This is a genomic window from Streptomyces sp. HUAS 15-9 (assembly GCF_025642155.1).
GTDB lineage: Bacteria > Actinomycetota > Actinomycetes > Streptomycetales > Streptomycetaceae > Streptomyces.
Genome location: NZ_CP106798.1, coordinates 6,134,401 through 6,160,518, shown reverse-complemented (window position 1 = coordinate 6,160,518; position 26,118 = coordinate 6,134,401). Strand labels below are relative to the sequence as shown.

At 71.5% G+C, this 26,118-nt stretch carries 20 protein-coding genes and 1 pseudogene; 3 read left to right on the top strand and 18 right to left on the bottom strand.

Features of this window, described 5'->3' with window-relative positions; genetic code table 11:
* Positions 1–119: 119 nt before the first annotated feature.
* The 5 genes from ilvC to N8I87_RS28535 all read right to left on the bottom strand — a co-directional run bounded on the left by ilvC (position 120) and on the right by N8I87_RS28535 (position 8,323).
* Positions 120–1,118, bottom strand: a complete 999-nt coding sequence (gene ilvC, locus N8I87_RS28555) for a ketol-acid reductoisomerase (protein ID WP_263213053.1) — start codon at positions 1,116–1,118, stop codon at positions 120–122.
* A gap of 111 nt (positions 1,119–1,229) precedes the next feature.
* The gene (gene ilvN, locus N8I87_RS28550; RefSeq protein WP_263213052.1) at positions 1,230–1,754 is read right to left on the bottom strand and encodes an acetolactate synthase small subunit; all 525 of its coding nucleotides are present in this window, start codon (positions 1,752–1,754) and stop codon (positions 1,230–1,232) included.
* A 20-nt stretch (positions 1,755–1,774) separates the two neighbouring features.
* Positions 1,775–3,622: an acetolactate synthase large subunit gene (locus tag N8I87_RS28545; RefSeq protein ID WP_263213050.1), complete on the bottom strand. Its 1,848-nt coding sequence runs from the start codon at positions 3,620–3,622 to the stop codon at positions 1,775–1,777.
* Between the two features lie 243 nt (positions 3,623–3,865).
* On the bottom strand, positions 3,866–6,946 hold the full coding sequence (locus tag N8I87_RS28540; RefSeq protein WP_263216716.1) for a putative bifunctional diguanylate cyclase/phosphodiesterase: 3,081 nt from the start codon (positions 6,944–6,946) through the stop codon (positions 3,866–3,868).
* Between the two features lie 414 nt (positions 6,947–7,360).
* A complete protein-coding gene (locus N8I87_RS28535; RefSeq protein WP_263213049.1) occupies positions 7,361–8,323 on the bottom strand; it encodes a 2-hydroxyacid dehydrogenase in 963 nt (320 codons plus the stop codon).
* Positions 8,324–8,398: 75 nt separating this feature from the next.
* Here N8I87_RS28535 and N8I87_RS28530 point away from each other — a divergent pair, with 75 nt between their 5' ends.
* Both N8I87_RS28530 and N8I87_RS28525 read left to right on the top strand, forming a co-directional pair.
* Positions 8,399–9,397, top strand: a complete 999-nt coding sequence (locus N8I87_RS28530) for an aldo/keto reductase (protein WP_263213047.1) — start codon at positions 8,399–8,401, stop codon at positions 9,395–9,397.
* Positions 9,398–9,500: 103 nt separating this feature from the next.
* Positions 9,501–10,670, top strand: coding sequence for a PQQ-dependent sugar dehydrogenase (locus N8I87_RS28525; protein ID WP_411577300.1), 1,170 nt, complete (start codon positions 9,501–9,503; stop codon positions 10,668–10,670).
* Positions 10,671–10,678: 8 nt separating this feature from the next.
* Here the strand turns inward: N8I87_RS28525 and N8I87_RS28520 are convergent, their stop codons facing one another.
* From N8I87_RS28520 to N8I87_RS28485, 7 genes and pseudogenes are all read right to left on the bottom strand, one after another.
* Positions 10,679–10,864: a DUF6191 domain-containing protein gene (locus N8I87_RS28520; protein WP_263213043.1), complete on the bottom strand. Its 186-nt coding sequence runs from the start codon at positions 10,862–10,864 to the stop codon at positions 10,679–10,681.
* A 36-nt stretch (positions 10,865–10,900) separates the two neighbouring features.
* A pseudogene (locus tag N8I87_RS44080) lies at positions 10,901–13,958 on the bottom strand (helix-turn-helix transcriptional regulator).
* A 161-nt stretch (positions 13,959–14,119) separates the two neighbouring features.
* On the bottom strand, positions 14,120–14,308 hold the full coding sequence (locus N8I87_RS28505) for a hypothetical protein (protein ID WP_263213039.1): 189 nt from the start codon (positions 14,306–14,308) through the stop codon (positions 14,120–14,122).
* 196 nt (positions 14,309–14,504) lie between these two features.
* Entirely contained in the window at positions 14,505–15,080 is a 576-nt protein-coding gene (locus N8I87_RS28500) for a hypothetical protein (RefSeq protein WP_263213038.1), read from the bottom strand.
* Between the two features lie 35 nt (positions 15,081–15,115).
* Entirely contained in the window at positions 15,116–15,691 is a 576-nt protein-coding gene (locus N8I87_RS28495; protein ID WP_263213036.1) for a GNAT family N-acetyltransferase, read from the bottom strand.
* Positions 15,669–17,897, bottom strand: a complete 2,229-nt coding sequence (locus N8I87_RS28490; RefSeq protein ID WP_263213035.1) for an MMPL family transporter — start codon at positions 17,895–17,897, stop codon at positions 15,669–15,671. The genes N8I87_RS28495 and N8I87_RS28490 overlap by 23 nt, the downstream gene beginning before the upstream one ends.
* Before the next feature lie 203 nt (positions 17,898–18,100).
* Positions 18,101–18,445, bottom strand: a complete 345-nt coding sequence (locus N8I87_RS28485) for a hypothetical protein (protein WP_263213033.1) — start codon at positions 18,443–18,445, stop codon at positions 18,101–18,103.
* Positions 18,446–18,649: 204 nt separating this feature from the next.
* On the opposite strand from N8I87_RS28485, the gene N8I87_RS28480 reads away from it, so the two are divergent.
* Positions 18,650–19,471 carry an SAM-dependent methyltransferase gene (locus N8I87_RS28480; RefSeq protein ID WP_263216715.1) on the top strand — a complete coding sequence of 274 codons (822 nt, stop codon included), beginning with the start codon at positions 18,650–18,652 and terminating at the stop codon, positions 19,469–19,471.
* Between the two features lie 49 nt (positions 19,472–19,520).
* On the opposite strand, the gene gatB is transcribed toward N8I87_RS28480, so the two are convergent.
* The 6 genes from gatB to N8I87_RS28450 form a co-directional block, all read right to left on the bottom strand.
* Complete coding sequence (gene gatB / locus N8I87_RS28475) at positions 19,521–21,035, bottom strand: Asp-tRNA(Asn)/Glu-tRNA(Gln) amidotransferase subunit GatB (RefSeq protein WP_263213032.1); 1,515 nt, start codon at positions 21,033–21,035, stop codon at positions 19,521–19,523.
* A 15-nt stretch (positions 21,036–21,050) separates the two neighbouring features.
* Positions 21,051–21,293 carry a hypothetical protein gene (locus N8I87_RS28470; RefSeq protein ID WP_263213030.1) on the bottom strand — a complete coding sequence of 81 codons (243 nt, stop codon included), beginning with the start codon at positions 21,291–21,293 and terminating at the stop codon, positions 21,051–21,053.
* Positions 21,290–22,783, bottom strand: a complete 1,494-nt coding sequence (gatA, locus tag N8I87_RS28465) for an Asp-tRNA(Asn)/Glu-tRNA(Gln) amidotransferase subunit GatA (protein ID WP_263213028.1) — start codon at positions 22,781–22,783, stop codon at positions 21,290–21,292. Before gatA ends, N8I87_RS28470 begins: the two co-directional genes overlap by 4 nt.
* 3 nt (positions 22,784–22,786) lie before the next feature.
* Positions 22,787–23,083: an Asp-tRNA(Asn)/Glu-tRNA(Gln) amidotransferase subunit GatC gene (gene gatC / locus N8I87_RS28460; RefSeq protein WP_067164579.1), complete on the bottom strand. Its 297-nt coding sequence runs from the start codon at positions 23,081–23,083 to the stop codon at positions 22,787–22,789.
* An 80-nt stretch (positions 23,084–23,163) separates the two neighbouring features.
* Complete coding sequence (locus N8I87_RS28455) at positions 23,164–23,670, bottom strand: cupin domain-containing protein (protein WP_263213023.1); 507 nt, start codon at positions 23,668–23,670, stop codon at positions 23,164–23,166.
* Positions 23,671–23,739: 69 nt separating this feature from the next.
* Entirely contained in the window at positions 23,740–25,926 is a 2,187-nt protein-coding gene (locus N8I87_RS28450; RefSeq protein ID WP_411577299.1) for a putative bifunctional diguanylate cyclase/phosphodiesterase, read from the bottom strand.
* Positions 25,927–26,118: the final 192 nt, after the last annotated feature.

The following is a 26,118-nucleotide window of genomic DNA, read 5'->3' as shown; positions in this document are numbered from 1 at the left end:
CAGCAGTGTAGTTGTGCGGCTGAGGTCATCATGCGCCTCTGCGGAAGGATCACCCGTCCGGGGCTGGACGGGATGGACAACGGGGCCGGAGCTTTTCGCCCCGGCCCCGGCCCTGAGGCCTACGCCTCCTCGTTCACCCAGCTCATCAGCTTGCGCAGCTGCTTGCCGGTGGTCTCCAGCAGGTGCTCGGAGTCCTGGGTCTTGTACTCGTTGTACTTCTTCAGACCGCCGTGGTACTCGTCCATCCAGTTCTGGGCGAAGGTGCCGTCCTGGATCTCGGCGAGGACCTGCTTCATCTCGGCCTTGGTGGCGGCCGTGATGATGCGCGGGCCGGTGACGTAGTCGCCCCACTCGGCGGTCTCGGAGACGGACCAGCGCATCTTCTCCAGGCCGCCCTCGTACATGAGGTCGACGATCAGCTTCAGCTCGTGCAGGCACTCGAAGTAGGCGATCTCCGGCTGGTAGCCCGCCTCGACGAGGGTCTCGAAGCCGGCCTTGACCAGGGCGGAGGTGCCACCGCACAGCACGGCCTGCTCACCGAACAGGTCGGTCTCGGTCTCCTCGGTGAAGGTCGTCTTGATGACGCCGGCGCGGGTGCCGCCGATCGCCTTGGCGTACGACAGCGCCAGGTCGAAGGCGTTACCCGTGGCGTCCTGCTCGACGGCGGCGATCGCCGGAACGCCGCGGCCCTCCTCGTACTGGCGGCGGACCAGGTGGCCCGGGCCCTTCGGGGCGACCAGGGCGACGTCCACGCCGGCCGGGGGCTTGATGAAGCCGAAGCGGATGTTGAAGCCGTGGGCGAAGAACAGCGCGTCGCCGTCCTTCAGGTTCGGGGCGATGGACTCCTCGTAGACCTGGGCCTGGATCGGGTCCGGGATGAGGATCATGATGACGTCGGCCTCGGCGGCGGCCTCGGCCGGGCTCACCACGCGCAGACCCTGCTCCTCGGCCTTGGTCTTCGACTTGGAGCCCTCGTGCAGACCGACACGGACGTCGACACCGGAGTCGCGCAGCGACAGGGCGTGCGCGTGGCCCTGGCTGCCGTAGCCGATGACCGCGACCTTGCGGCCCTGGATGATGGACAGGTCGGCGTCGGCGTCGTAGAACAGCTCGGCCACTTTGGGTTCTCTCCTTGGTGTGCAGATGTTGCTCCCACCGTATGACGGCGGGCGGAAGTGACGTTTCGGGGTCTCGGCATACGGGCGGCGCGAAACCGCCCGTACCCAGCCTTACGCGGATCGGTCCAGAGCGCGCAGCGAGCGGTCCGTGATCGAGCGGGCGCCGCGGCCGATCGCGATCGTGCCGGACTGGACCAGCTCCTTGATGCCGTACGGCTCCAGCATCTTGAGCATGGCGGTCAGCTTGTCGCTGCTTCCGGTGGCCTCGACGGTCACGGCCTCCGGGGAGACGTCGACGGTCTTGGCACGGAACAGCTGGACGATCTCGACGATCTGGGAGCGCGTCTCGTTGTCGGCGCGCACCTTCACCAGAACGAGTTCGCGCTGAACGGCCTGCGCGGGCTCCAGCTCGACGATCTTCAGCACGTTGACGAGCTTGTTGAGCTGCTTGGTGACCTGCTCCAGCGGCAGGTCCTCGACGTTCACCACGATGGTGATGCGGGAGATGTCGGGGTGCTCGGTGACGCCGACCGCGAGCGAGTCGATGTTGAAGCCACGGCGCGAGAAGAGGGCGGCGATCCGGGCCAGGATGCCCGGCGTGTTCTCCACCAGGACGGAGAGCGTGTGCTTGGACATTTCTCTGTGGTCTTCCTCGCTCAGTCGTCTTCGTTGTCGCCGAAGTCGGGGCGGACGTCCCGGGCGGCCATGATCTCGTCGTTGGAGGTGCCGGCGGCGACCATCGGCCACACCATCGCGTCCTCGTGGACGATGAAGTCGACGACGACCGGGCGGTCGTTGATGGAGTTCGCCTCTTCGATGACCTTGTCCAGGTCCTCCGGGCTCTCACAGCGGATCGCGTAGCAGCCCATGGCCTCCGACAGCTTCACGAAGTCGGGGACGCGGGTGCCCCGGGCGGCCGGGTTGACGTCGTTCGGGCCGCTGTGCAGGACGGTGTTGGAGTAACGCTGGTTGTAGAACAGGGTCTGCCACTGGCGGACCATCCCGAGGGCGCCGTTGTTGATGATGGCGACCTTGATCGGGATGTTGTTCAGGGCGCAGGTGGTGAGTTCCTGATTGGTCATCTGGAAGCAGCCGTCGCCGTCGATCGCCCAGACCGCGCGGTCCGGCACGCCGGCCTTGGCGCCCATCGCGGCCGGGACCGCGTAGCCCATCGTCCCGGCGCCGCCGGAGTTCAGCCAGGTGGCGGGCTTCTCGTACTGGATGAAGTGCGCGGCCCACATCTGGTGCTGGCCGACGCCCGCCGCGAAGATCGTGCCCTCCGGGGCGAGCCGGCCGATGCGCTCGATGACCTGCTGCGGGGACAGCGAGCCGTCCTCGGGCTGGTCGTAGCCGAGCGGGTAGGTGTCGCGCCAGCGGCTGAGGTCCTTCCACCAGGCGGTGTAGTCGCCCTTGCGGCCCTCGCTGTGCTCCTTCTGGACGGCCTGGATCAGATCGGCGAGGACCTCGCGGGCGTCACCGACGATCGGCACGTCGGCCTCGCGGTTCTTGCCGATCTCGGCGGGGTCGATGTCGGCGTGGACGATCTTGGCGTACGGGGCGAAGCTGTCCAGCTTGCCGGTGACGCGGTCGTCGAAGCGGGCTCCGAGGGCGACGATCAGGTCGGCCTTCTGCAGCGCGGTGACGGCGGTGACCGAACCGTGCATGCCCGGCATTCCCACGTGCAGCGGGTGGCTGTCGGGGAACGCGCCGAGCGCCATCAGGGTGGTGGTGACGGGCGCTCCGGTGAGCTCGGCGAGAACCTTGAGCTCCGCGGTGGCGTGTGCCTTGAGGACACCGCCGCCGACGTAGAGGACGGGCCGCCTGGCGGAGGTGATCAGCTTGGCGGCCTCGCGGATCTGCTTGGCGTGCGGCTTGGTGACGGGCCGGTAGCCGGGCAGGTCCATGACGGGAGGCCAGGAGAAGGTGGTCTTCGCCTGGAGGGCGTCCTTGGCGATGTCGACCAGGACCGGGCCGGGGCGTCCGGTGGAGGCGATGTGGAACGCCTGCGCGATCACCCGCGGGATGTCCTCGGCCTTGGTGACGAGGAAGTTGTGCTTGGTGACGGGCATCGTGATGCCGACGATGTCCGCCTCCTGGAAGGCGTCCGTGCCGATCGCCTTGGACGCGACCTGGCCGGTGATCGCCACGAGCGGCACCGAGTCCATGTGCGCGTCGGCGATCGGCGTGACCAGGTTCGTCGCACCCGGGCCCGAGGTCGCCATGCAGACGCCGACCTTGCCGGTGGCCTGCGCATAGCCCGTGGCCGCGTGACCTGCGCCCTGCTCGTGGCGGACCAGGACGTGGCGGACCCTGGTGGAGTCCATCAGCGGGTCGTACGCCGGCAGGATCGCGCCGCCGGGAATGCCGAATACCGTGTCAGCGCCGACCTCCTCGAGCGAACGGATGAGGGACTGCGCACCCGTGACGTGCTCGACGGTCGCGGACTGCTGTCCGGAACGGGGCCGCGGCTGCGGATGGTGGGCCCCGGGGGCCTGCTCGGTCATCGGCATTCTCTTCTCGATGCTGAGGGTTTTCGCGAGGTTCGTACGGGTTTGTACGTCCGTACGGATGGTGCTGGTGCAACAAAAAACCCCTCGTGCCAAAAGGCAAGCGAGGGGAGCGCGCCGGTGTGGTCGCTGGGGTTTCCGGATCGTCCTCCGGTGGGCCCCAGGTCAGCCGACGCGCTGTCCAAGTACGAGAATTCGGGTGCGCATGGCACTGACCCTCCCCCCGACGCGCACCACGTGTCAAGTGGGTGGGACGGGAGTCTCATTATGTGAGCGAAGGGCACTTCCGCCTCCGAAGACAGCGGGCACACCACTTGTGTACACCCCCGCGCCGCCGCCCGCGAACGCCGGCTCGGCCGGTCCCAGCGGAACCGGATAATGGCCGGATCCGAGCGCCCGGCGCAGGCGGTACTCGTCGAGCGGTCCGGCGAACGCCATGCCCTGCCCGTGCGTGCAGCCCATCGAGCGCAGCGCGACCACCTGCTCCGGGAGGTCGACGCCCTCGGCCACGGACTGCATGCCCAGGTCGGCGGCGATGCGCAGCAGCCCATTGGTGATCTTGTGCAGCCGCGCGGACTCGACGACGCCCTCGACCAGGCTGCGGTCGAGTTTCAGCACGTCGACGGGGAGCCGCCGCAGGGCGGTGATCGCCGCGTAGCCGCTGCCGAAGCCGTCCAGCGCGATCCGGACTCCCAGCCGCTTGAGGGCGCCGAGACGCCGCTCCAGCTCGTCCAGGGAGACCCGTGGGTCGGTGTCGGACAGCTCGATCACCAGCGCGCCGGAGGGCAGCCCGTGCCGGGTGAGCAGGGCCTCCACCGAGCCGAGCGGCATCGACCGGTCGAGCAGCCGCCGGGCGGACATACGCACGCCCACGGGCACGGTGAGCCCCGTCGCGGCGCGCTCGGCGGCCTGCTCCACGGCCTCCTCCAGGATCCAGCGGTCCAGTTCGGAGGCCTTGTCGCTGTCCTCGGCGACCCGCAGGAACTCGGCCGGGGTGAACAGCACTCCCTGGGAGGAGCGCCAGCGCGCCTGCGCGGAGACCGCCGTGATCCGGCCGTCGGCCAGGCACACCACCGGCTGGTGCAGCAGGGCGAACTCGCCGTCGTGCAGCGCGGCACGCAGGCGCGTGGCCAGCTCCGCCTTCCGTACGACGTCCTGCTGCATCTGGGGCTTGTACAGCTCGACCCGGCCCTTTCCGGCCGACTTGGCGCGGTACATGGCGAGGTCGGCGTTGCGCAGCAACTCGCCCGCGCCCAGGCCCGGCTCGGCGAAGGCGACGCCGATGGAGGCGTTGACACGGACATCGTTGCCGTCAATCAGATACGGCTGGGAGAGGGTCAGCCTGAGGCGGTCGGCGAGCTCCAGGATGTGCCGCTCCCGGGCACTGCGGTCACGGGTGCCGTCCCCGACGATCAGGGCCGCGAACTCGTCGCCGCCCAGCCGGGAGGCGGTGTCGCCGTGCCGCACCGCGTCGTGGAGTCTGCGGGCGGCCTGGACGAGCAGTTCGTCCCCGGCCTGGTGCCCGATCGTGTCGTTGACGGCCTTGAATCCGTCCAGGTCGATGAAGAGGACGGCGGTGCCGCGCAGATGGGCGCCGCGGTCGGAGGCGCGGCGGCCGGACACGGCCTGCTGCACGCGCTGGGTGAACAGCGCGCGGTTGGGCAGGTCCGTGAGCGGGTCGTGCTCGGCGTTGTGCTGGAGCTGCGCCTGCAGCCGCACCCTCTCGGTCACGTCCCGGCTGTTGAAGATGAGGCCGCCGTGGTGGCGGTTGACCGTGGACTCGACGTTGAGCCAGCCTCCCCCACCGCCGGACCGGAACCGGCACTCGATGCGGGTGGTGGGTTCCTCCAGGGGGCTGGCGGCGAGGAACCGGCGCACCTCGTGCACCACGCAGCCCAGATCCTCCGGGTGGATGAGAGTGGCCAGCTCGGTGCCCACCAGGTCCTCCGCGGGCCGGCCGTAGACCCCGGCGGCGGCCGGGGAGACGTAGCGGAGGATGCCGTTGGGCGCGGCGATCATGATGACGTCGCTGGAGCCCTGGACCAGGGAGCGGAAGTGGTTCTCCTTCTGGGCCAGTTCCTGGGTGAGCGTGATGTTGTCGAGCAGCATGATGCCCTGGCGCACGACGAGCGCGAGCACGACGGCACCGGCGGTGATGAGCACTACGTGGTCGGGACTGCGGCCGTTGAGGACGTTGTACAGGATGCCCAGCGTGCACACGGCCGCGGCCAGATACGGGGTGAGCGCGGCCAGCGAGCCGGTGATGGGCCGGCCGGCCGGATACCGGCTGTGATCACCCCCCTGAGCGGGCGGGGGCACCTGCGGGTGACCGGCCTGCGGGTGGTCGGCCTGCGGATGGTCGACCGGCAGACAGCCGGCCTGCGGATGCCCGGCCGCACGCTGGCCGGGCACGTGCTCGTGGACCACGCGCGTGTGCCCGTCGCCGCCCGGTCGCTCGGGCTCCGGCGGGCCAGGCCGCCAGGGTGCGGCCCAGGGCGCGTAGGCGAGGAGCAGTGAACCGGCGAACCAGCCCGCGTCGAGCAGCTGGCCGGAGTGGTAGCTGCTGTGCAGCAGCGGCGAGGTGAACAGGGCGTCGCACATCACGGTCAGGGCGAGCGCGCCGATGGCGGTGTTGACCGCCGTGCGGTTGCCCGGCGAGCGCCGGAAGTGCAGCGCGAGCACCATGCTGACCAGGGCGATGTCGAGCAGCGGATACGCCAGCGACAGCGCGGTGTGCGCCACGCTCGGCCCGTCGAACCTGGCCGCCTGGGCGAGCGCCAGGCTCCAGGAGAGGGTCAGCAGCGAGCCGCCGATCAGCCAGGCATCGAGCGCCAGGCAGATCCATCCCGCCTTCGTCACCGGCCGCTTGGCGAGCACCAGCAGCCCCACGATCGCGGGCGGCGCGAAGCACAGGAAGAACAGATCGGCGTAACTGGGGCTGGGTACGGGCTCGTCCAGGACGACCTCGTACCACCCCCAGACCGCGTTGCCCAGGGCCGCCATCGCCGAGGAGAGGGCGAACAGCAGCCAGGCGGGTCGAAAGCGGATCCGGGGTGTGCGCGCGTAGAGGAAGCACGAGACGGCGGCGGTGCCCGCCGCGGCGGTCAGTCCGAAGTCACCCATGATCAGCGCGACTTCGTTCGAACCCCAGCCGAGCGCGGAACCGACGGCGTATCCCGCGCTCACCAGGGCCAGGACGAGTTGGTGGACCAGGCCGGACCCGCCGCCGAGAGCCGGCGGCCGGGTCAGCGGCGTCCTCGACGGAGGCTGCGCCCGCAGCGTCCCGTTGAGGGCGGTCGGCACTGCGGGCGGCGGGCTCACCGGGTGCTCCCGGTCCGCGTCGCTCCCGGGTCCCTCGGGCTCCGGGGCGCTGGGTGCGCATGCCTCCTGCGTCCGCTGGGCTTGTGGTGGTGATGGCTGCTGTGGTGATGGCTGCTGTGGTGGCCGCGTCTGCGCGCGGTCGTGCGCCAGGGTCGCCGCCGGCGACTCCGCCGCGTCGGATCGTTCGTCCATAGGCCGTGCATCGCCCGTCGCCCCCCTCACATATCTGAAATGTCCATCCCCGGCGCCGAACGGTGCGCGGCGCAACCCCTGTCGGGACGATACACCAGTCTCGTCACTCAGGGACATAGCTTCTCTACGCTCCGTGACGATCAGCGGCGAAAGGCGCACGCACCGCGTTTGGAAGACTGCGGAGGGTACCCGAAGCGGATTACACGCCTGTTGCGCTCGTCGTCATGCGCCGGTGGAGCCCGTCGTAAGGATCACGTTGCGCAGGGGTTCCCGGTTCACGAACCGGTGCAACTGGTCCACCAGCAGCCGCTTCGCGCGCGGCAGGAAGGCCGAGGTGGGCCCGCCGACGTGGGGGCTGATGAGCACACCGGGCGCCTGCCACAGGGGGTGCCCCGGGGGCAGCGGCTCCGGGTCGGTGACGTCGAGGGCCGCGCTGAGCCGCCCGGTCTCCAGCTCCGTGAGCAGGGCCTTCGTGTCGACGATCGGCCCGCGGGCGACGTTCACGAGCAGCGCCCCGTCCTTCATCCGGGCCAGGAACTCGGCGTCGACCAGGCCCATCGTGGACTCCGTCAGGGGCGTGGACAGGATGACGACGTCCGCTTCCGGAAGCAGAGCGGGCAGTTCGGTGAGCGGGTGCACCAGGCCGCGCGCCGTGGTGCGCTCGGAGCGCGCGACGCGCGCCACCCGCGCCACCTCGAAGGGCACGAGCCGGTCCTCGATGGCGGAGCCGATGGAGCCGTAGCCGACGATCAGGACGGACTTGTCGGCCAGGGCGGGGTGGAACTCGCTCTGCCACTGCCCCTGTTGCTGCGCCAGGACGAACTTCGGGATGCCGCGCAGGGCGGCGAGGGTGAGGGCGAGCGCGAGCTCGGCGGTGCTCGCCTCGTGCACACCGCGCGCATTGCAGAGCCGGACGCCGGGCACGATGGACGACAGTCGCGCGGTGACGTCGTCGACGCCGGCTGTCAGGGTCTGGACGACCTGGAGGTTCCGCATCGGCTCCAGGGGGCGCACCTTGACGGACTGGCGCTTCATGTACGGCACCACGTACACCACACAATCCGCGGGATCGCCGGGAAACGCCTGATTCCCGTCCTCGCCCCCGTCCCAGAACAGGTAGTTCAGCCCGTCGGGAAGCCCCTCGATGTCCTGCGGCGGAATGGGAAGCCATACGTCTGAGGTCATGGTCAGGAGGCTATGTCAGGTACCCGGGCAGGCAGAGGTTAGGTTGGGGGCCGGCACAGGGAGGTTCACGAGCAGGTGGAGCGCAGGACGATCGGCGCGGGGGCGCTCGCGGTGGGGGCCGTCGGACTTGGCTGCATGCCGATGAGCTGGGCCTACAGCGGGTCGCGGCAGCGGGGGGACGAGTCGCTCAGGGCGGTGCACCGGGCGCTGGACCTGGGCTCGACGCTGCTGGACACGGCCGACATGTACGGGCCGTTCACCAACGAGCTGCTGCTGGGCCGGGTACTGAAGGAGCGGCGCGCCGACGCCTTCGTGTCGACGAAGGTGGGCCTGCTGGTGGGCGATCAGCACATCGTGGCCAACGGGCGGCCCGGATATGTGAAGCGGGCCTGCGACGCCTCGCTGCGCAGGCTGCAGACGGATGTGATCGACCTCTATCAGCTGCACCGCGCCGACCCTGAGGTCCCCGTCGAGGAGACCTGGGGCGCGATGGCGGAGCTGGTGCGGGCCGGGAAGGTACGGGCGCTGGGTCTGTGCGCGGTGGGCGCGCGCGGCGGACGCCGGTCCGGAGCGCGGCTGCACGACGCGACGCTCCGGCAGCTGGGGCGGGTGCAGCAGGTCTTCCCGGTGAGCGCGGTACAGGCCGAGCTGTCGGTGTGGTCGCCGGAGGCCCTGGACGCGCTGCTGCCGTGGTGCGAGGCGCGGGGCATCGGCTTCCTGGCGGCGATGCCGCTGGGCAACGGGTTCCTGACCGGCACGCTCACGCCGGGCGAGGGGTTCGAACCCGACGACCTGCGGGCCCGCCACCCCCGCTTCACGGCCGAGATGATGGCCGCCAACCAGCCGATCGTCGCGGGCCTGCGCCGGGTGGCCCGTCGGCACGGGGAGGAGGTCACCCCCGCGCAGGTGGCGCTGGCCTGGGTGCTGTCCCAGGGCCGGCACGTGGTCCCGGTACCCGGCACCAAGCACCACCGATGGGCCACGGAGAACGCCGACGCGGCCGACGTACACCTGACCCCGGAAGACCTGACGACACTGGCCCAGCTGCCACCCGCACAGGGATCGTGGGACTGAGACATCGGACCGGGCTCCGATTCCCGGAGATCGGGAACCCGGGCGGTGTGCGCGGGTGTAAGAGAAGTAGGACCTGCCGCCGGGCCGCCGCGTCGAAGGGACGATGATCGTGCAACGTCGAGCTGTGACAGCCGTACTGGCCGCGGCCGCGCTCCTGCTGACGGCCGGCTGTTCCTCGGGGGGCGGGGGAGCGCCGTTCGGGGGCGTGAGTACGACGCCGAAGGGGACGGCGTCCGGTGGCTCCCCGTCCGGGTCGGCGACCGAGTCGACCCCGCCCGCGAAGGGCTCGGTGAAGGTGCTGCGTACGGTCGCCGAGGGTCTGAAGACCCCGTGGGGCCTGGCTCCCCTGCCGGACGGCGGGCTGCTCGTCTCCTCCCGCGACGACGGGACGATCACCCGCGTCGACGAGAAGACGGGCAAGAAGACCGAGCTGGGCACGGTCTCCGGGGTGTCCGCGGCCGGCGAGGGAGGCCTCCTGGGCATCGCCCTCTCCCCCGACTACGCCTCGGACCACATGATCTACGCGTACTTCACCTCGGCCTCGGACAACCGCATCGTCCGCATGATCTACGACGAGCACAGGCCCGCCGGTGATCAGCTGGGCGCCCCCGACACGATCTTCAAGGGCATCCCCAAGGGCTATATCCACAACGGCGGCCGGATCGCGTTCGGCCCGGACAACATGCTCTACGCGGGCACCGGCGAGAGCGGGCAGCGGGGCCTCGCCCAGGACAAGAAGTCGCTGGGCGGCAAGATCCTGCGCATGACCCCGGAGGGCGAGCCGGCCCCGGGCAACCCGTTCCCCGACTCTCCCGTGTACACCTATGGCCACCGCAATGTGCAGGGCCTCGCCTGGGACGACAAACAGCGGCTGTTCGCCTCGGAGTTCGGCCAGGACACCTGGGACGAGCTGAACGCGATCAAGCCCGGCGACAACTACGGCTGGCCGGAGGCGGAGGGCAGGTCGTCCGACCCCGCCTACCACAACCCGATCGCCCAGTGGCACACCGACGAGGCCTCCCCGAGCGGCATCGCCCATGTCGACGGGGTCATCTGGATGGCGGCCCTGAAGGGACAGCGCCTGTGGCGCATCCCCCTGAAGGGCACGCAGGCCTCGGCGGCCACGCAGGCCTTCCTCACCGGTGAGTACGGCCGCCTGCGCACGGTGTTCGCGGCAGGCGGCCACAAGGTGTGGCTGGTCACCAGCAACACCGACGGCCGGGGCACGCCGAAGAAGGGCGACGACCGGATCCTGGAACTGGAGGTGCGCTGACCGTCGGTCTACTCCTCCACAGACTCGTCAGCAGGCTTGGGCCGGCGCACCACGACCCTCCCGGATTCCAGGTCTATCGGCCCCCGCCCGGGATCGTTGTCACCCACGTCCTCCCGGGTCAGCTCCAGCCTGTTGGCCTCGTCGCGTGTGTGCTTACGGCCCGGTGCGAACAGGTCATCGAAGATGTTGAACACGGCGCCTCCCCCATGCCGGTCCTCACGGTGTCGGACTCACCCCGCCGTCCTGGCGCGGTGCGGGCCGGACGGAAACAGCCCCAGCCGATGGGCCACCGCCGCCGCCTCACCCCTTCCTGAGACGCCGAGCTTGCCCAGGATGTTCGACACGTGGACGCTCGCGGTCTTCGGGGAGATGAAGAGTTCCTCTGCGATCTGCCGGTTGGTGCGGCCGGCGGAGACCAGGCGGAGCACGTCGCGTTCCCTGCTGGTGAGGCCGAGCGCCTCGACGGGGTCGGCGGGGCCGGGCGTCTGCCGCGGGGCGCGGGTCAGGCCGAGGCGGGCGCGCTGGGCGAGGAGTGCCACGGCGTCGGCCAGCGGGCGGGCGCCGAGGTGGTCGGCGACGGCCCGGGCGAGGCGCAGCAGTTCCGTGGCCCGGTCGCGCTCGTCGTCGCCGCCGTCGGCGAGCAGGGCCTCGGCGAGGCGGCGGCGTACGCGCGCGCGAGGTCGTAGGGGCGCTCCAGCGACTCGAAGGAGGTGACCACCTCCGACCAGATGTCCGGGGTGTCCGTGCCCTCGGCGCGGTGGAGTTCGGCGCGGACCCATCTCTCGTGGGCGAGCCAGACGGGTGCACCGGTGGTGAGGCTCTGGGCGGTGTCGCGCACCCGGTCGAGGGCCTCGGCGCGGCCGGGCTCCGCGGCGGGCAGGGTGCGGGCGTCGGCCTCGGCGGTGGCGGCGGCGAGGAGCAGGGGCCAGGCGTAGCGATGCGTGCCGGGCGGGAGGCCTCCTCCAGGGCCCGCTCCAGCTCGGCGCGGGCGTCCAGCAGCCGGCCTTCCGCGGCGGCCACGCCCACAGCGGTGCGGGCGAGGGGCAGCCACTGCTGGGGCATGGGGTCGTGGGTGCCGAAGTGTCGGCGAGCCGCGGCGAGTTGACGGGCCGCCTCGGCGAGGTCGCCGGCGCCCAGGGCGAGATGGGCCAGGCACATCGCGGCCGCGCCGAGCGGCTTGGCGCTCGGTCCCCGGCGGGCCGCGTCGGCCGCGGCACGAGCGGCCTCTTCCCAGCGGCCGAGGGAGTACAGCGACTTGGAGAGGTTGGCCCACACCCAGGCCTCGGAGCCCAGCAGTCCGAACTTCCGGGTGAAGCGGGTGCCTTCCTCCAGGATCGGGGTGGCTTCCCGGGAGCGGCCGACCGCTTCGAGCTCGGAGGGGAGGTTCACATAGGCACGTCCGGCGACATAGGGGAAGCCCTCCTGGAGTGCCTGCTCCTTGACCCGGAACATCTCGGCGAGGCCCGCCTCGACCGCGCCCGAGTCGACCATGAGGCCGCCGAGCGTGACGCGCGCGTTCAGCTCCGTCTCGCGGGCGTCGACCATGCGCGCGTACTCCACGGCCCGTTCGGCGGCGGCGAGGGCCTCGGGGCCCGGCTCGTGCAGCATCGACCAGTTGGCGACGCTGCTCAGCACCTCGGCGTGCACCTCCGAGGGCGGCAGACCGCGCACCAGGTCCTGCGCCGTGGCCAGTTCGTGCCAGCCGTCGCCGCGCCCCATCGCCTGGACCAGGCTGGAGCGCTGGTTCCAGAACCAGGCGGCGCGCAGCCGGTCGTCCTCGTCCTCCAGCAGGCGCAGCGCCCGCTTGGTGATCTTCAGGGCGCGCTCGCGCTCCCCGCACAGCCGCCCGGCGACGGCGGCCTCCGCCATCAGGTCCAGAAAGCGCAGGGGTGAGGTGGCGGGGTCACAGCCGCAGGGAGGGTAGACGTCGGTGTAGTCGACGGGGCGCAGGGCGGCCCGTATGTCCTCGGGGGCGGCGTCCCACAGCTCCATCGCCCGCTCCAGAAGCCGTAGTTGCTCGCTGTAGGCGTGCCGGCGGCGGGCGGCGACGGAGGCGTCCAGGACTGCGGGCAGGGCCTTGGCGGGGTCGTGGGCCTGGTACCAGTAGCTGGCCAGGCGGGTGTCACGCTCGTCGGCGGGGACGAGTGCGGGGTCCGCCTCCAGGGCTTCGGCGTAGCGGCGGTTGAGGCGGGAGCGTTCGCCGGGCAGCAGGTCGTCGGCGACGGCCTCGCGGACCAGGGAGTGGCGGAAGCGATAGCCGTCGCCGCCGGGCGCGGCGATGAGGATGTTGGCGTTCACGGCGGCCCGCAGCGCCTCGATGAGGTCGTCCTCGGCGAGCCGGGCGACCGCGGCGAGCAGCCGGTACTCGACGGTGGAGCCGCCCTCGGCGACGATCCGGGCGACCCGCTGGGCGGACTCCGGCAGCGTCTCGACGCGCACGAGGAGCAGGTCGCGCAGGGAGTCGGTGAGTCCGGTGCAACAGCCCTCGTGGGCGGCGACGGCGAGTTCCTCGACGAAGAAGGCGTTGCCGTCGGAGCGCCGGAAGATCTCCTCGACCTGGACGGGGTCCGGTTCGGCGGCCAGGATGCCGGCGATCTGGCGGCCGACCTCGGCGCGGTTGAAGCGGTCGAGTTCGAGGCGGCGGACGGTGCGCAGCCGGTCGAGTTCGGCGAGCAGCGGGCGCAGCGGGTGGCGGCGGTGGATGTCGTCGGAGCGATAGGTGGCGAGGACGACGAGTCGGCCGGTGCGCAGGGTGCGCAGGAGGTAGGACAGGAGGTGCCGGGTGGAGGCGTCGGCCCAGTGGAGGTCCTCCAGGGCGAGGACGACCGTACGGTCGGCGGCGACGCGTTCCAGCAGGCGGGCGGTGAGTTCGAAGAGTCGGGCCATGCCCTCCTCGTCGTGCCGGCCCGCGGTCCGGGTCGGCGCGGCCTCGTCCAGCTCGGGCAGGAGCCGGGCCAGTTCCTCCTCCTGTCCGGCGGCCGCGGCGGCGAGTTCGCCGGGCAGGGCGCGGCGCAGGGCGCGCAGCGCGGTGGAGAAGGGCGCGAACGGCAGTCCGTCGGCGCCGATCTCCACACAGCCGCCGAACGCCACGACGGCGCCCCGGCGGCAGGCGGCGGTGGCGAACTCCTCGACGAGGCGGGTCTTGCCGACACCCGCCTCACCACCGACCACCCATGCCTGCGGCTCGCCCGCGTCGGCACGGGCGAGCGCGTCGTTCAGCATTGCCAACTCATCGGTACGACCGACGAAAACGGGACTGACGGACCTGGTCTCCACGGGTCCGAGCATCGCACGGGGGTCCGACAGCACGGCATCGGTTTTCCACAGGGCGACGGCATTCGTCGTACCGGACGCGACAGGTGTCGTACGGCGGACCGGGGAACGTTCCCCACGGCCGTACGGGAGGAGGCGGCCGACCCCCGTGCGGCCGCCCTCCCCCGTCCCGACGGTCATGCGGCACGGGCGAATCGGGGCCTGCGTGGGCGGTCGGTATGGGCCTCGGCCGTGGCGGCCCGGTGGGCCTCCTCCTCTCGGCGGGCGGCGCGACGGCCGCGTACGGCCGCGCGGGCCAGGCGCTCGTGCTCGGCCCGGCGGAGCAGTTCGGCGGCACGGAATCGGTGGAGTTCGTACTCGAACACGGTGTGTCCCCCAGTGAGTTCGGTTTCGGGCTTCGCTCTCTGCGATGCCTCTACCTTCGTCTCCCAGGGGGGTGTGCCACATCGGGAGAGTTCCGCATCTTGGGGCGGGCGACGGGCCCTGGACGCGCGTAAGGGGCCTTAGGAGCTCCGTAAGGTGCTTACGGATGCCCTAAGGCCCCTTGTGGACCGGGGTGATTCAGCTCGTGGTCGGCAGCGCGAGGAGTGCGTCGGAGTACTTGAGGACGGCCAGGAGCAGGCCGATGACGCCGAGCGAGACGCCCGCCCAGGCGACCGACTTGATCCAGGGGGCCTGCGGCCTGCCGGGGGTGCCGAACGCGGGACGGGCCAGGACGGCGACGCCGGTGATCAGCGCGGTCAGGGCGAACAGGCCGGCCCACAGCGCGGTGGTGTGCCAGGCGTCGCCGTACACCTCCTTGATCTGCTGGGCGACGGCCGCGTTCGACGCGGTCCGGAGCTGGCCTATGAGGGTCTCGCGGGCCGCGGCCACGGTGCCGACCCAGCCGCCCGTGAGCGAGACGAGGCCCAGGACGGCGGAGACGACGGCTGCGGCGCCCTGGCCGACGCCCGAGGGGCCCTCGCCCTCCGCGGCAGCTGTCTCATCGGCTGTCTCATCGGCCGTCTCGGGTTCGGCCACGTCATCGGGCCGGTCCTCGGCCTCGGTGACGTCCACCGCCGGATCGGCGTTCTTCGCGTCGTTGTCGTTCTTCACCTCGGTGCCCGTCCCGGCACCGTCGTCTGTCTTCGTTGCCATGCCCCGCACCGTACGGAGGCTGTCTGAGAGGTCCCTTAATGATCGCCGCGGGACGCACGCGCGCGTGCCGCTCGCCACTCGGGTGCCAGTACCGACCACACCTCGATGTCGTGCCGCACCCCCCGGTGCAGGCGGCTCTCGCGGAGCACCGCGTCCCGGGTCATCCCCAGCCGCCGGGCGACGTTGATGCTCGGCCCGTTGGCGGTCGCCGCGTACCACTCCACGCGGTGCATCCCGCGCTCGTCGACCGCCCAGTCGATGAGGACCGTGATCGCGCGGGTGACGAGTCCCCGTCCGGCCGCGGCGGGCTCCAGCCAGCAGCCGGCCTCGCAGTTGCCCTGCGCGGCGTCGAAGGTCCGGAACAGCACCCCGCCGACGAGCTTCCCGTCCAGCCAGATCCCGTGCAGGCTGCCGCTGTCCGCGGCGCGCTTCTCGGCGTAGGAGGTGAGCAGGGCCCGCGCGGAGTCCACGTCCGTCTCCCGCGCCCCGAAGCCGATGTACTGGCCGATGAACTCCCGCCCCCGGTCGAGGTGCGCCAGGAACTCCTCGGCGTGCCAGGGCTCCAGGGGGCGCAGTTCGGCGCCGTCGTCACCCAGGGAAATCGCGTACATCCTGCCGCCGCTCCTTCGTCAGTTCCTCCATGGCCTCGGTGAGCCTCTCATGGGCGGCGCGGCACTCGGGCGGTTCGATGCTGATCCGCGGCATACGGCGGTCCAGCCAGCGCGGGAGCCACCAGTTGGCGCCGCCGAGCAGATGCATCAGGGCGGGCACGAGGAGGGTGCGCAGGACGAAGGCGTCCAGGGCGACCGCGGAGGCCAGCGCGATACCGAACATGGCGATCACGCGGTCGCCGCTGAGCACGAAGGCGAGGAAGACGGAGATCATGATGACCGCGGCGGAGTTGATCACCCGGCTGGTCTCGGCCAGCCCGACGCGGACGGCCCGCCGGTTGTCGCCGGTCTCCAGCCACTCCTCGTACATCCGGCTGACCAGGAAGACCTGGTAGTCCATGGAGAGTCCGAAGAGGACCGACACCATGATCACGGGGAGGAAGGGCTCGATGGGGCCGGCCCGGCCGAGGCCGAGCGGTTCGCTGCCCCAGCCCCACTGGAAGACCGCGACGACGATGCCGAAGGCGGCGGCGACGGCGGCGATGTTCATGGCGGCGGCCTTCAGCGGGATGCCGAGCGAGCGGAAGGCGAGCAGGAGCAGCACGCAGCCGAGTCCGATGACGACGCCGACGAACAGCGGCAGCTTGCCGACGATCACCGCGGCGAAGTCGTCGTAGCCGGCGGTCACTCCACCCACCTGTAGATCGAGCGAGGTGCCGGTCTCCGCGCGCGGGAGGACCTCGGTACGCAGCCGGTCGACCAGGTCGCTGGTGCGCCGCGACTGGGGCGCGGAGTCGGGGACGACGGTGAGGTAGGCGGTGCCGCCGCCGGTGTCGAACCTGGCCGGTGTCGCCGAGGCGACGCCCGCGGTCTCGCGCAGCGTGGTGTCGAGGTTGTCGAGGGCGAGCCGGTCCGCGGCGCCGTCGACCCGGGTGACCAGGGTCAGCGGGCCGTTGACGCCGGGTCCGAAACCCTCGGCGAGCAGGTCGTACGCCTGTCGTGTGGTCGACGCCTCGGGGTCGTTGCCCTGGTCGGACGTGCCGAGGCGGAGGGAGAGCGTGGGCAGTGCGAGGGCCGTGATGACGGCCACGGCGAGGGTGCCGAGCAGCTTGGGGTGGCGCTCGACGAAGGCGGACCAGCGGGCGGCCAGTCCGGTCGGCAGCTCCGGCCGCGGCCCGCGCCGGGCCAGCCTGCGCCGCTCCCGGCGGCTCAGGGCGCGGGGTCCGATCCAGGACAGCAGGGCGGGCAGCAGGGTGACGGAGGCCGCGACGGTGAGCACGACCGCCAGCGAGGCGGCGACGGCGACGCCGTTGAGGAAGCTCAGCCGCAGGATCAGCATGCCCAGCAGGGCGATGCAAACGGTGGCGCCCGCGAACACGACCGCGCGGCCCGTGGTGGCGACGGCGTCGGTGGCGGCCTCGGTGACGGTCAGGCCGCGCTTCAGCCCGCGCCGGTGTCGCGTCACGATGAACAGCGCGTAGTCGATGCCGACGCCCAGTCCGATGAGCATGCCGAGCATGGGCGCGAAGTCGGCGACGGTCATGGCGTGTCCGAGCAGCACGATCACGGCGTACGCGGTGCCGACGCCCACCAGCGCGGTGGCGATGGGCAGCAGGGAGGCGGCGAGCGAGCCGAAGGCGAGGAACAGCACGACGGCGGCGACGACCACGCCGACCGCCTCGGCGACATGCCCGCTCGACGACTCGGTGAGCCCGACGGCGCTGCCGCCGAGCTCGACCTGGAGCCCGTCGGCCTCGGCGGACCTGGCGGCGCGGACGACGGCCAGAGCCTCGGCCTTGTCGATGTCCTCGGCCGGGTCGGCGAAGGTGACGGTGGCGTAGGCGGTGTGTCGGTCGTGGCTGATGCGACGGGTGCCCCGGCCCTCGTAGGGGCTGGTCACGGAGGACACACCGGGCAGGTCGGCGATCTCGTCGAGGGTGCGGGTCATCGTCTGCTCGACGTCGGCGGCGCGGACGGTGCCCGAGGTGGTGTGCCAGACGACGGTGTCGGTGTCGCCGCCGAGGCCCGGGAAGCCCTCCCGCAGCAGCTGGGCGGCGCGGCCCGACTCGGTGCCGGGCACCTCGTAGTCGTTGGAGTACGCGGAGCCGGTGACGGCGGCGGCCGCGGTGGCCCCGCCGAACGCGAGGAGCCAGAGCAGAACGGCGACCAGGCGGTGCCGGACACACCAACGCGCAAGGGCTGCCACGGACGTGCTCCCAGGTGACGATTTGAGGATCTTTGACCGGGAAGGATCGTCCATGAACTGAACAGCCCGCAAAGAACGCATGAGCAATCGGAAGGCACTCTTGCAGGTGAAAGTGATCGTTTATCGCGTTCCGGGGGTTCTCCACCAGAGTGGGAGGCACATCACAGGACAGTTCGGTGAACTCTGTCGCCCCGCCGCGCACTTCAGTCGAACTGGTCCCCCAGCGCCATGATCATCGTGCCCACGATCAGCAGCCACAGGGCCCGGCGGGTACGGCCCCGGGAGCCGAGCACCGCGGCGAACGTGCACACGGCGGCCCCGAAGGCGTAGGCGGCCGGGACGAGCACCGGGGCGGCACCGCTCAGGCGCAACAGGGCCGCCGCCAGGCCCGCGAGGGACAGCAGGGCTCCGGTGCCGGTCGCCGTCCAGCGGGCCCGGCGCGCCTGACCGGCGGGGTCCTCTTCGTCGTCGTCCACGTCGTCCATGTCGGCTGCGCCGTCCACCTCGGCCGTCTCGGTTCGGGTATCGGAATCCGTGCGTCCACTCATGGCGGGCGAGCGTAGTACGTGTGCCTGAACAATGCGGGTGCGGGGAGCGGGAAGCGCTGTTAGCGTCCCGGCGTCCGCGGTCCCCGAAGCCGGCACCTCGCCGCCGACCGAAGCAGGTGCGTTGTTCGACGGTCCGACCGAGCTCCTCCGCATACCTCTCCCGTACGAAGGACTCAAGGAGCCCGTTCACCGATGTCCGACAGCATGTCCGACGCCACATCCAAGACATCCACGACCTCCGACAACCCTGACACCCCTCTGGCCGACCGCCTGACCGACCCCCGCCACCCGCGCAGCGACCGCTACGACGTCCGCTGGACCATCGAGAACCAGATGGGCCCGCACGCCCTGTGGCTGCTGGAGTGGCTGGCGCCCGCGCTCGGCCTGGCGGATCTGCGCCCCGGGGCGCGCGTCCTCGACCTGGGCTGCGGCCGCGCCATGACCTCCGTCTTCCTCGCCCGGGAGTACGACGTCCAGGTCGTCGCCGCCGACCTGTGGGTGAAGCCCGACGACAACGCCGCCCGGATCGCCGAGGCCGGCGTCGCCGACCGGGTGCTGCCCGTGCACGCCGAGGCGCACGCTCTGCCCTTCGGCGAGGGGACGTTCGACGCGATCGTCTCCGTCGACGCGTACCAGTACTTCGGCACGGACGACCTGTATCTGCCCACACTGACCCGGCTGCTGAAGCCCGGCGGACGGATCGGCGTCGTCGTACCGGCACTTCGCGAGGAGCCGCGGGGCACGGAGCCGCCGGCGCATCTCGCGCCGTGGTGGGAGCCGGACTTCTGGTGCTTCCACTCCCCCGACTGGTGGCGGCGCCACTGGACGCGCGGCGGGGCCGTCGAGGTCGAGGCGGCCGACTGGCAGCCGGACGGCTGGCGGGACTGGCTGCTGTGGTGCGAGGTGGTCGCCGAGGAGAGCCCGGAGGAGTTCCATCGCACGATGGCCCGCCGGGTCGGCGAGATGGTCCGCGCGGACGAGGGCCGCGCACTGGGCTTCATACGGGTCGTGGGACGCCGTAGATAGCCGTACGGCCCCGGAGGCGACGCCTCCGGGGCCGTACCACACGCGGGACTCAGCCCTCGCCGACGCCCAGCTTCTCCAGGATCAGCCCCTTGACGCGGGCCGCGTCGGCCTGGCCGCGGGTGGCCTTCATGACCGCGCCGACCAGGGCGCCCACCGCGGCCACCTTGCCGCCGCGGATCTTGTCGGCGATGCCCGGGTTGCCGGCGATGGCCTCCTCGACGGCGGCCGTCAGCGCGCCCTCGTCGGAGACGACCTTCAGACCGCGCTTCTCGACGACCTCGTCCGGGGTGCCCTCGCCCGCGAGGACGCCCTCGATGACCTGACGGGCCAGCTTGTCGTTCAGGTCACCGGAGGAGACCAGGTGGGCGATCCGGGCGACCTGCTCGGGCGTGATGGCCAGCTCGTCGAGCGCCTTGCCCGACTCGTTGGCGCTGCGCGCCAGCTCACCCATCCACCACTTGCGGGCCGAGGCCGCGCCGGCACCGGCGTCGATCGTGGCGACGATCGGGTCCAGCGCGCCCGCGTTGAGGATCGCCTGCATGTCGGTGGCCGAGATGCCCCACTCCGCCAGCAGACGGGTGCGGCGGGCAAGCGGCATCTCCGGCAGCGCGGCGCGGATCTGCTCGACCCACTCGCGGGAGGGGGCCACCGGGACGAGGTCGGGCTCCGGGAAGTACCGGTAGTCCTCGGCCTCCTCCTTCACGCGGCCCGAGGTCGTGGACCCGGTGTCCTCGTGGAAGTGACGGGTCTCCTGGATGACCTTGCCACCGCCGTCGAGCACGGCCGCGTGCCGCATGATCTCGAAGCGGGCCGCGCGCTCCACGGAACGCAGCGAGTTGACGTTCTTCGTCTCGGAGCGCGTGCCGAACTTGTCACCGCCCTTGGGCATCAGCGACAGGTTCACGTCGCAGCGCATCTGGCCCATCTCCATACGGGCCTCGGACACGCCGAGCGCCTTGATGAGCTCGCGCAGCTCACGGACGTACGCCCGGGCGACCTCGGGAGCGCGCTCCCCGGCACCGACGATCGGCTTGGTGACGATCTCGATGAGCGGGATGCCGGCGCGGTTGTAGTCCAGCAGCGAGTGCTGCGCGCCGTGGATGCGGCCGGTGGCGCCGCCGACGTGCGTCGACTTGCCGGTGTCCTCCTCCATGTGGGCGCGCTCGATCTCCACGCGGAAGGTCTCGCCGTCCTCCAGCTGTACGTCGAGGTAGCCGTTGTAGGCGATCGGCTCGTCGTACTGGGAGGTCTGGAAGTTCTTCGGCATGTCCGGATAGAAGTAGTTCTTCCGGGCGAAGCGGCACCACTCGGCGATCTCGCAGTGCAGCGCGAGACCGATCTTGATCGCGGACTCGACGCCGGTCGCGTTGACGACCGGGAGCGAGCCGGGCAGGCCGAGGCAGGTCGGGCAGGTCTGCGAGTTGGGCTCGGCGCCCAGCTCGGTCGAACACCCGCAGAACATCTTGGTCTTGGTGCCGAGTTCGACATGGACCTCGAGGCCCATGACGGGGTCGTACGACGCCAGCGCATCTTCGTACGACACCAGGTCGGTCGTGGTGGTCACGGTGAAACTTCCCTCTCAGCCCAGCAGGACGTCGTCGTCGCCCAGCCGCTTCAGCTCGCGGTACAGGATGGCGAGGCCGGTGACGATCGCGACCGCGGAGACGGTGGCGTCGATGAGCCGCAGCGTGTCGTGCTCGGCGCGAGCCTTCTTGATCTGCTTGGTGACACCGATCGCGCCGAACGCGGTCGTTGCCATCGACAGGTACGTACCGGACTTGGACTTCTTGAAGCCCTTGGCCTTCGACAGTGCATTGCTCACAGCGACGGAGCCTCCTCGAGCAGCGGGTGACCCCACTTTTCCACGAACGCGGCCTCGACAGCGGCGCCGACCTTGTAAAGACGGTCGTCCTTCAGCGCCGGGGCGATGATCTGCAGACCGACCGGGAGGCCGTCCTCCGGGGCCAGACCGCAGGGCAGCGACATGGCCGCGTTGCCCGCCAGGTTGGTGGGGATGGTGCACAGGTCGGCGAGGTACATCGCCATCGGGTCGTCGGCGCGCTCGCCGATCGCGAAGGCGGTGGTCGGCGTCGTCGGGGAGACCATCACGTCGACCTGCTCGAAGGCCTTCTCGAAGTCGCGCGTGATCAGCGTGCGGACCTTCTGCGCGGAGCCGTAGTACGCGTCGTAGTAGCCGGAGCTCAGCGCGTACGTGCCCAGCATGATGCGGCGCTTGACCTCGGGGCCGAAACCCTCCTCACGGGTGAGGGAGGTGACCTCCTCGGCCGAGTGGCTGCCGTCGTCGCCGGTCCGCAGGCCGTAGCGCAGGCCGTCGAAGCGGGCGAGGTTGGACGAGCACTCGGACGGGGCGATCAGGTAGTACGCCGACAGGGCGAGGTCGAAGGACGGGCAGTCCAGCTCGACGATCTCGGCGCCCAGCTCCTTCAGCAGTTCGACGGACTCGTCGAAGCGCTGGATGACGCCGGCCTGGTAGCCCTCGCCGCGGAACTGCTTGACCACACCGATCCGCATGCCCTGGACGCTGCCGTTGCGGGCGGCCTCGACCACCGGCGGCACCGGGGCGTCGATGGAGGTGGAGTCGAGCGGGTCGTGTCCGGCGATCACCTCGTGCAGCAGCGCCGCGTCCAGGACCGTACGGGCGCAGGGCCCACCCTGGTCGAGGGAGGACGAGAAGGCGACCATGCCGAACCGGGAGACCGCGCCGTAGGTCGGCTTCACACCGACCGTGCCGGTGACGGCGGCCGGCTGACGGATGGAGCCGCCGGTGTCGGTGCCGATGGCGAGCGGGGCCTGGAAGGAGGCGAGGGCGGCGCTGGAGCCGCCGCCGGAACCGCCGGGGATCTTGGTGAGGTCCCAGGGGTTGCCGGTGGGCCCGAAGGCGCTGTTCTCCGTCGAGGACCCCATGGCGAACTCGTCCATGTTGGTCTTGCCGAGGATGACCACGTCGGCGGCCTTCAGCCGCTTGGTGAGCGTCGCGTCGTACGGCGGGATCCAGCCCTCGAGGATCTTCGAACCGACGGTCGTCGGAACGCCCTCGGTGGTGAAGATGTCCTTGAGCGCGAGGGGAACGCCGGCCAGCGGCCCGAGCTTCTCCCCCTTCGCCCGCTTCTCGTCGACGGCACGGGCCTGCGCCAGGGCGCCCTCGCGGTCGACGTGCAGGAAGGCGTGCACCTTCTCGTCGACGGCCTCGATCCGGGCGAGGTGGGCCTCGGTGACCTGGACGGCCGTGAGCTCACCGGAGGCGATCTTCTCCGCGGTCTCGGCGGCCGTGAGCTTGATGATGTCCGTCATGGATCAGTCCTCCCCCAGGATCTGCGGCACCTTGAAACGCTGCTGCTCCTGGGCCGGGGCGCCGGAGAGCGCCTGCGCGGGGGTGAGCGAGGGACGGACCTCGTCCGCGCGCATGACGTTCGTCAGCGGGAGCGGGTGAGAGGTCGGCGGTACGTCTTGGTCGGCGACCTCGCTGACGCGTGCGACCGCGCCGATGATGTCGTCCAGCTGGCCTGCGAAGTGTTCGAGTTCTTCGGGCTTCAGCTCCAGACGCGCCAGCCGGGCGAGGTGGGCGACCTCCTCGCGCGTGATGCCAGGCATGCAGCGATCCTCTGGGGTGAGAGTTTGTGGTTTGGGCCCAATCCTATGGGGCGGGGTGCGAAGACCGTTAAACGGTTTGCTCAGCGCTCGGGCCCTCGGCGGTGGGCGTCCCAGGCCGGGCTGCGCAGGAAGTGGTTGTCGTACAGGTCCTGCACCCCCAGAAGGCTCTCCGGGGTGGCCTCGCCGAGGGCGATGCGCCGCAGATGACGGAAGTACTCGAAGCGCTCGACGCCCGGCGTGATGACGATGAGCAGGTCGGCGTCGCAGCCGGGGACGGCGGCGAAGGCGTGCGGCCTGCCGGGCGGGACGACGACCAGGTCCCCGGGCCCGGCGGTGACGACCTCGTCGCCGGAGAGCAGTTCGGCGGCGCCGTCGAGCACGAAGAACATCTCGGCCGAGCCGTCGTGGCGGTGCGGGGAGGCGCCGTCGGCGCCCTGGGTGAGGGCGACGCGCTGCGTGGACAGGGCCCCGCCGGTACTGCCGCTGTCGGCCAGCAGCCGGACGGTGGTGGGCGCACGGCCGACGACCTCGGCCTCCGCCTGCCGGACGACCACGGTCTCGTCGAATGTCGGAACGATCAGGGACATGGCTGGTGGCATCGTCTTTCTGTACGGGCCCCGTACCGGTCCCGCGACGGCCGCGGCGGCCGTGCCGGGCTAGCCGATCCGCCCCGGGTCGTCCGCGGCGGCCGCCGGGAGGGCTGCCCTCGGACGCTGCCAGCCCCGCGAGCCGCGGGCACGCAGCCACGCCGTGGTCTCCTCCGGCGGCATCGCCGCGGCGACCAGCCAGCCCTGTACGGCGTCGCACCCCAGGTCGCGCAGCCGCTCCCAGGTCTCGTCGTCCTCGACGCCCTCGGCGACGACCAGCAGCCCGAGGGAGTGCGCCAGGTCGACCGTGCACCGCACGATCTCCGCGTCCTCCGTGTCCACGGCCAGCCGGGCGACGAACGAGCGGTCGATCTTCAGTTCGCTGACCGGCAGCCGGCGCAGATGCACCAGCGAGGAGTAGCCGGTGCCGAAGTCGTCCAGCGACATCTTCACGCCGTGCCCGGTCAGCCCGGCGAGGGTGTCGGCGGCCCGCTGCGGGTCCTCCAGCAGCACGTGCTCCGTTATCTCCAGTTGGAGCGCTCCCGCCGGAACGCCGTGCCGGGCGAGCCGCGCGGCCACGGATCCGGCGAAGCCGGGCGTGTGGACGTCACGCGGGGAGACGTTGACCGCGACCGGCACGCACAGGCCCTGAGCGCGCCACCGGGCGACCTGCGCGAGCGCCGTCTCCAGCACGTACTCCGTCAGATGGGGCATCAGCCCCGAGGACTCGGCGATCGCTATGAACTCGTCCGGCGGCACCTTGCCGCGCTCGGGGTGCACCCAGCGGACCAGCGCCTCGAGCCCGGCGACCTGGCCGTCGAAGCGGACCTTGGGCTGGTAGTGCAGCTGGACCTCGTGCGCGTCCAGGGCCCGGCGCAGATCGCCGAGCAGGCCGAGCCGGTCCGGGGTGTTGGAGTCCCGCTTCGACTCGTACACCTCGACGCCCGTACGGTCCCGCTTCGCCTGGTACATGGCCACGTCCGCCCGGCGCAGCAGCCCTTCGGCGTCCAGGGCGTGGTCGGGGAAGACGGCGACACCCGCGCTGGCCTCCAGGACCAGGGTGAGTCCGTCGAGGTCGAGCGGGGAGCTGAGGGCGGCCACCAGGCCGCGGGCGACCCGGGTCGCCGACGTCGTGGAGTCGGCGACGGGCAGTAAGACGGCGAACTCGTCGCCGCCGAGCCGGGCGGCCTCCGCACCGCGGGGCAGTGCCAACCGCAGCCGGTCGGCGATCTGCAGCAGCAGCCGGTCACCGGCGAGATGACCGAGGGTGTCGTTGACCGAGCGGAAGCGGTCGAGGTCGATGAGCATCAGGGCGGCCCGGGCGCCGATGCGTTCGGCGTCGTCGAGGGCCGTCCAGATCCGCTCCAGGAGCCACTGCCGGTTGGGCAGGCCCGTCAGCGGGTCGCGCAGCTGCTCCTCCGCCCGGGCCCGGGCTATCCACAGGGTGGAGTCGAGGGCGACGAGGGGGATGGAGAACAGCGGGAGCAGGACCGGCTGGGCGTCGGCGACCACACAGACCAGGGGTGCGATGCCGAGCAGCGCGACCGCGACCAGGCCCTGTCTGACCAGGGCCGTCCGGGCGACGGTGGGCAGTCCGCCGCCGCGCGGGGCGTGCAGGAACCACAGCAGACCGCGGGTGACGGCGAGATAGGCGGCCGCGACGAGGACGACCTCGGGGGCGGTGGCGAAGGTCCAGCTGTCGGGGTTCCAGGGCGACTCGACGGTCGGTACGCGACCGAAGGCGCCCAGCACCAGGGCGCCGGCGCCGATGCCGAGGATGTCCACCGCGCCCTGCAGCACGCCCTGTCGCCAGCGGTTGCGGCGGGCTGTGCCGACCAGGACGACGACGGTGAGGCTGACCATGCCGGCGGGCACCCAGCCGTAGAGCAGGAGTACGGCGAGGGTGAGGGCGGCGCCGGAGCCGGTGCCGCCCCACCAGCGGGAGCGGCCGAGCATGACGAGGTGGCCGACGATGATGCCGGTCAGCACGGCCAGCGACCAGCCGACCGTGCCGGACGGGAAGAGGGCGTGACCGTCGGTGAACGCCTGCAGGAAGCCGGCGCCCAGCGCGAACCCGGCGGCCGCGACGACGGCCGCGGGCAGCGCGGGCCAGGACAGTCGGCGTTCGTGGTCCGCGCCCGGGAGTTCCGGGGCGGCCTCGATGGCCAGGGGGCGGGGCCGAGCGGGTCCGTCGCGACACGCGGTCCCGCGGCGCGGACCGCCGCGCCCGCCCGCTCCGCGGCCCGTCCCGTCCACCGGCTCCCGCGCCAGGCGCCCATCTTCAGGCGCAGGCGCAGCCGTGCGTCAGGGGCGGCGCTCTCGGTCGGTTCCATTCCCGTCCCTCTCACAGCCGGCGGTGCCCACGCCACGCGGTCCGATGCCCGACGACCATCAACGGCTCCGCGTTGGAAAACCCTTCCCCGTGCTCATCAAGAGCACGGGGATGCC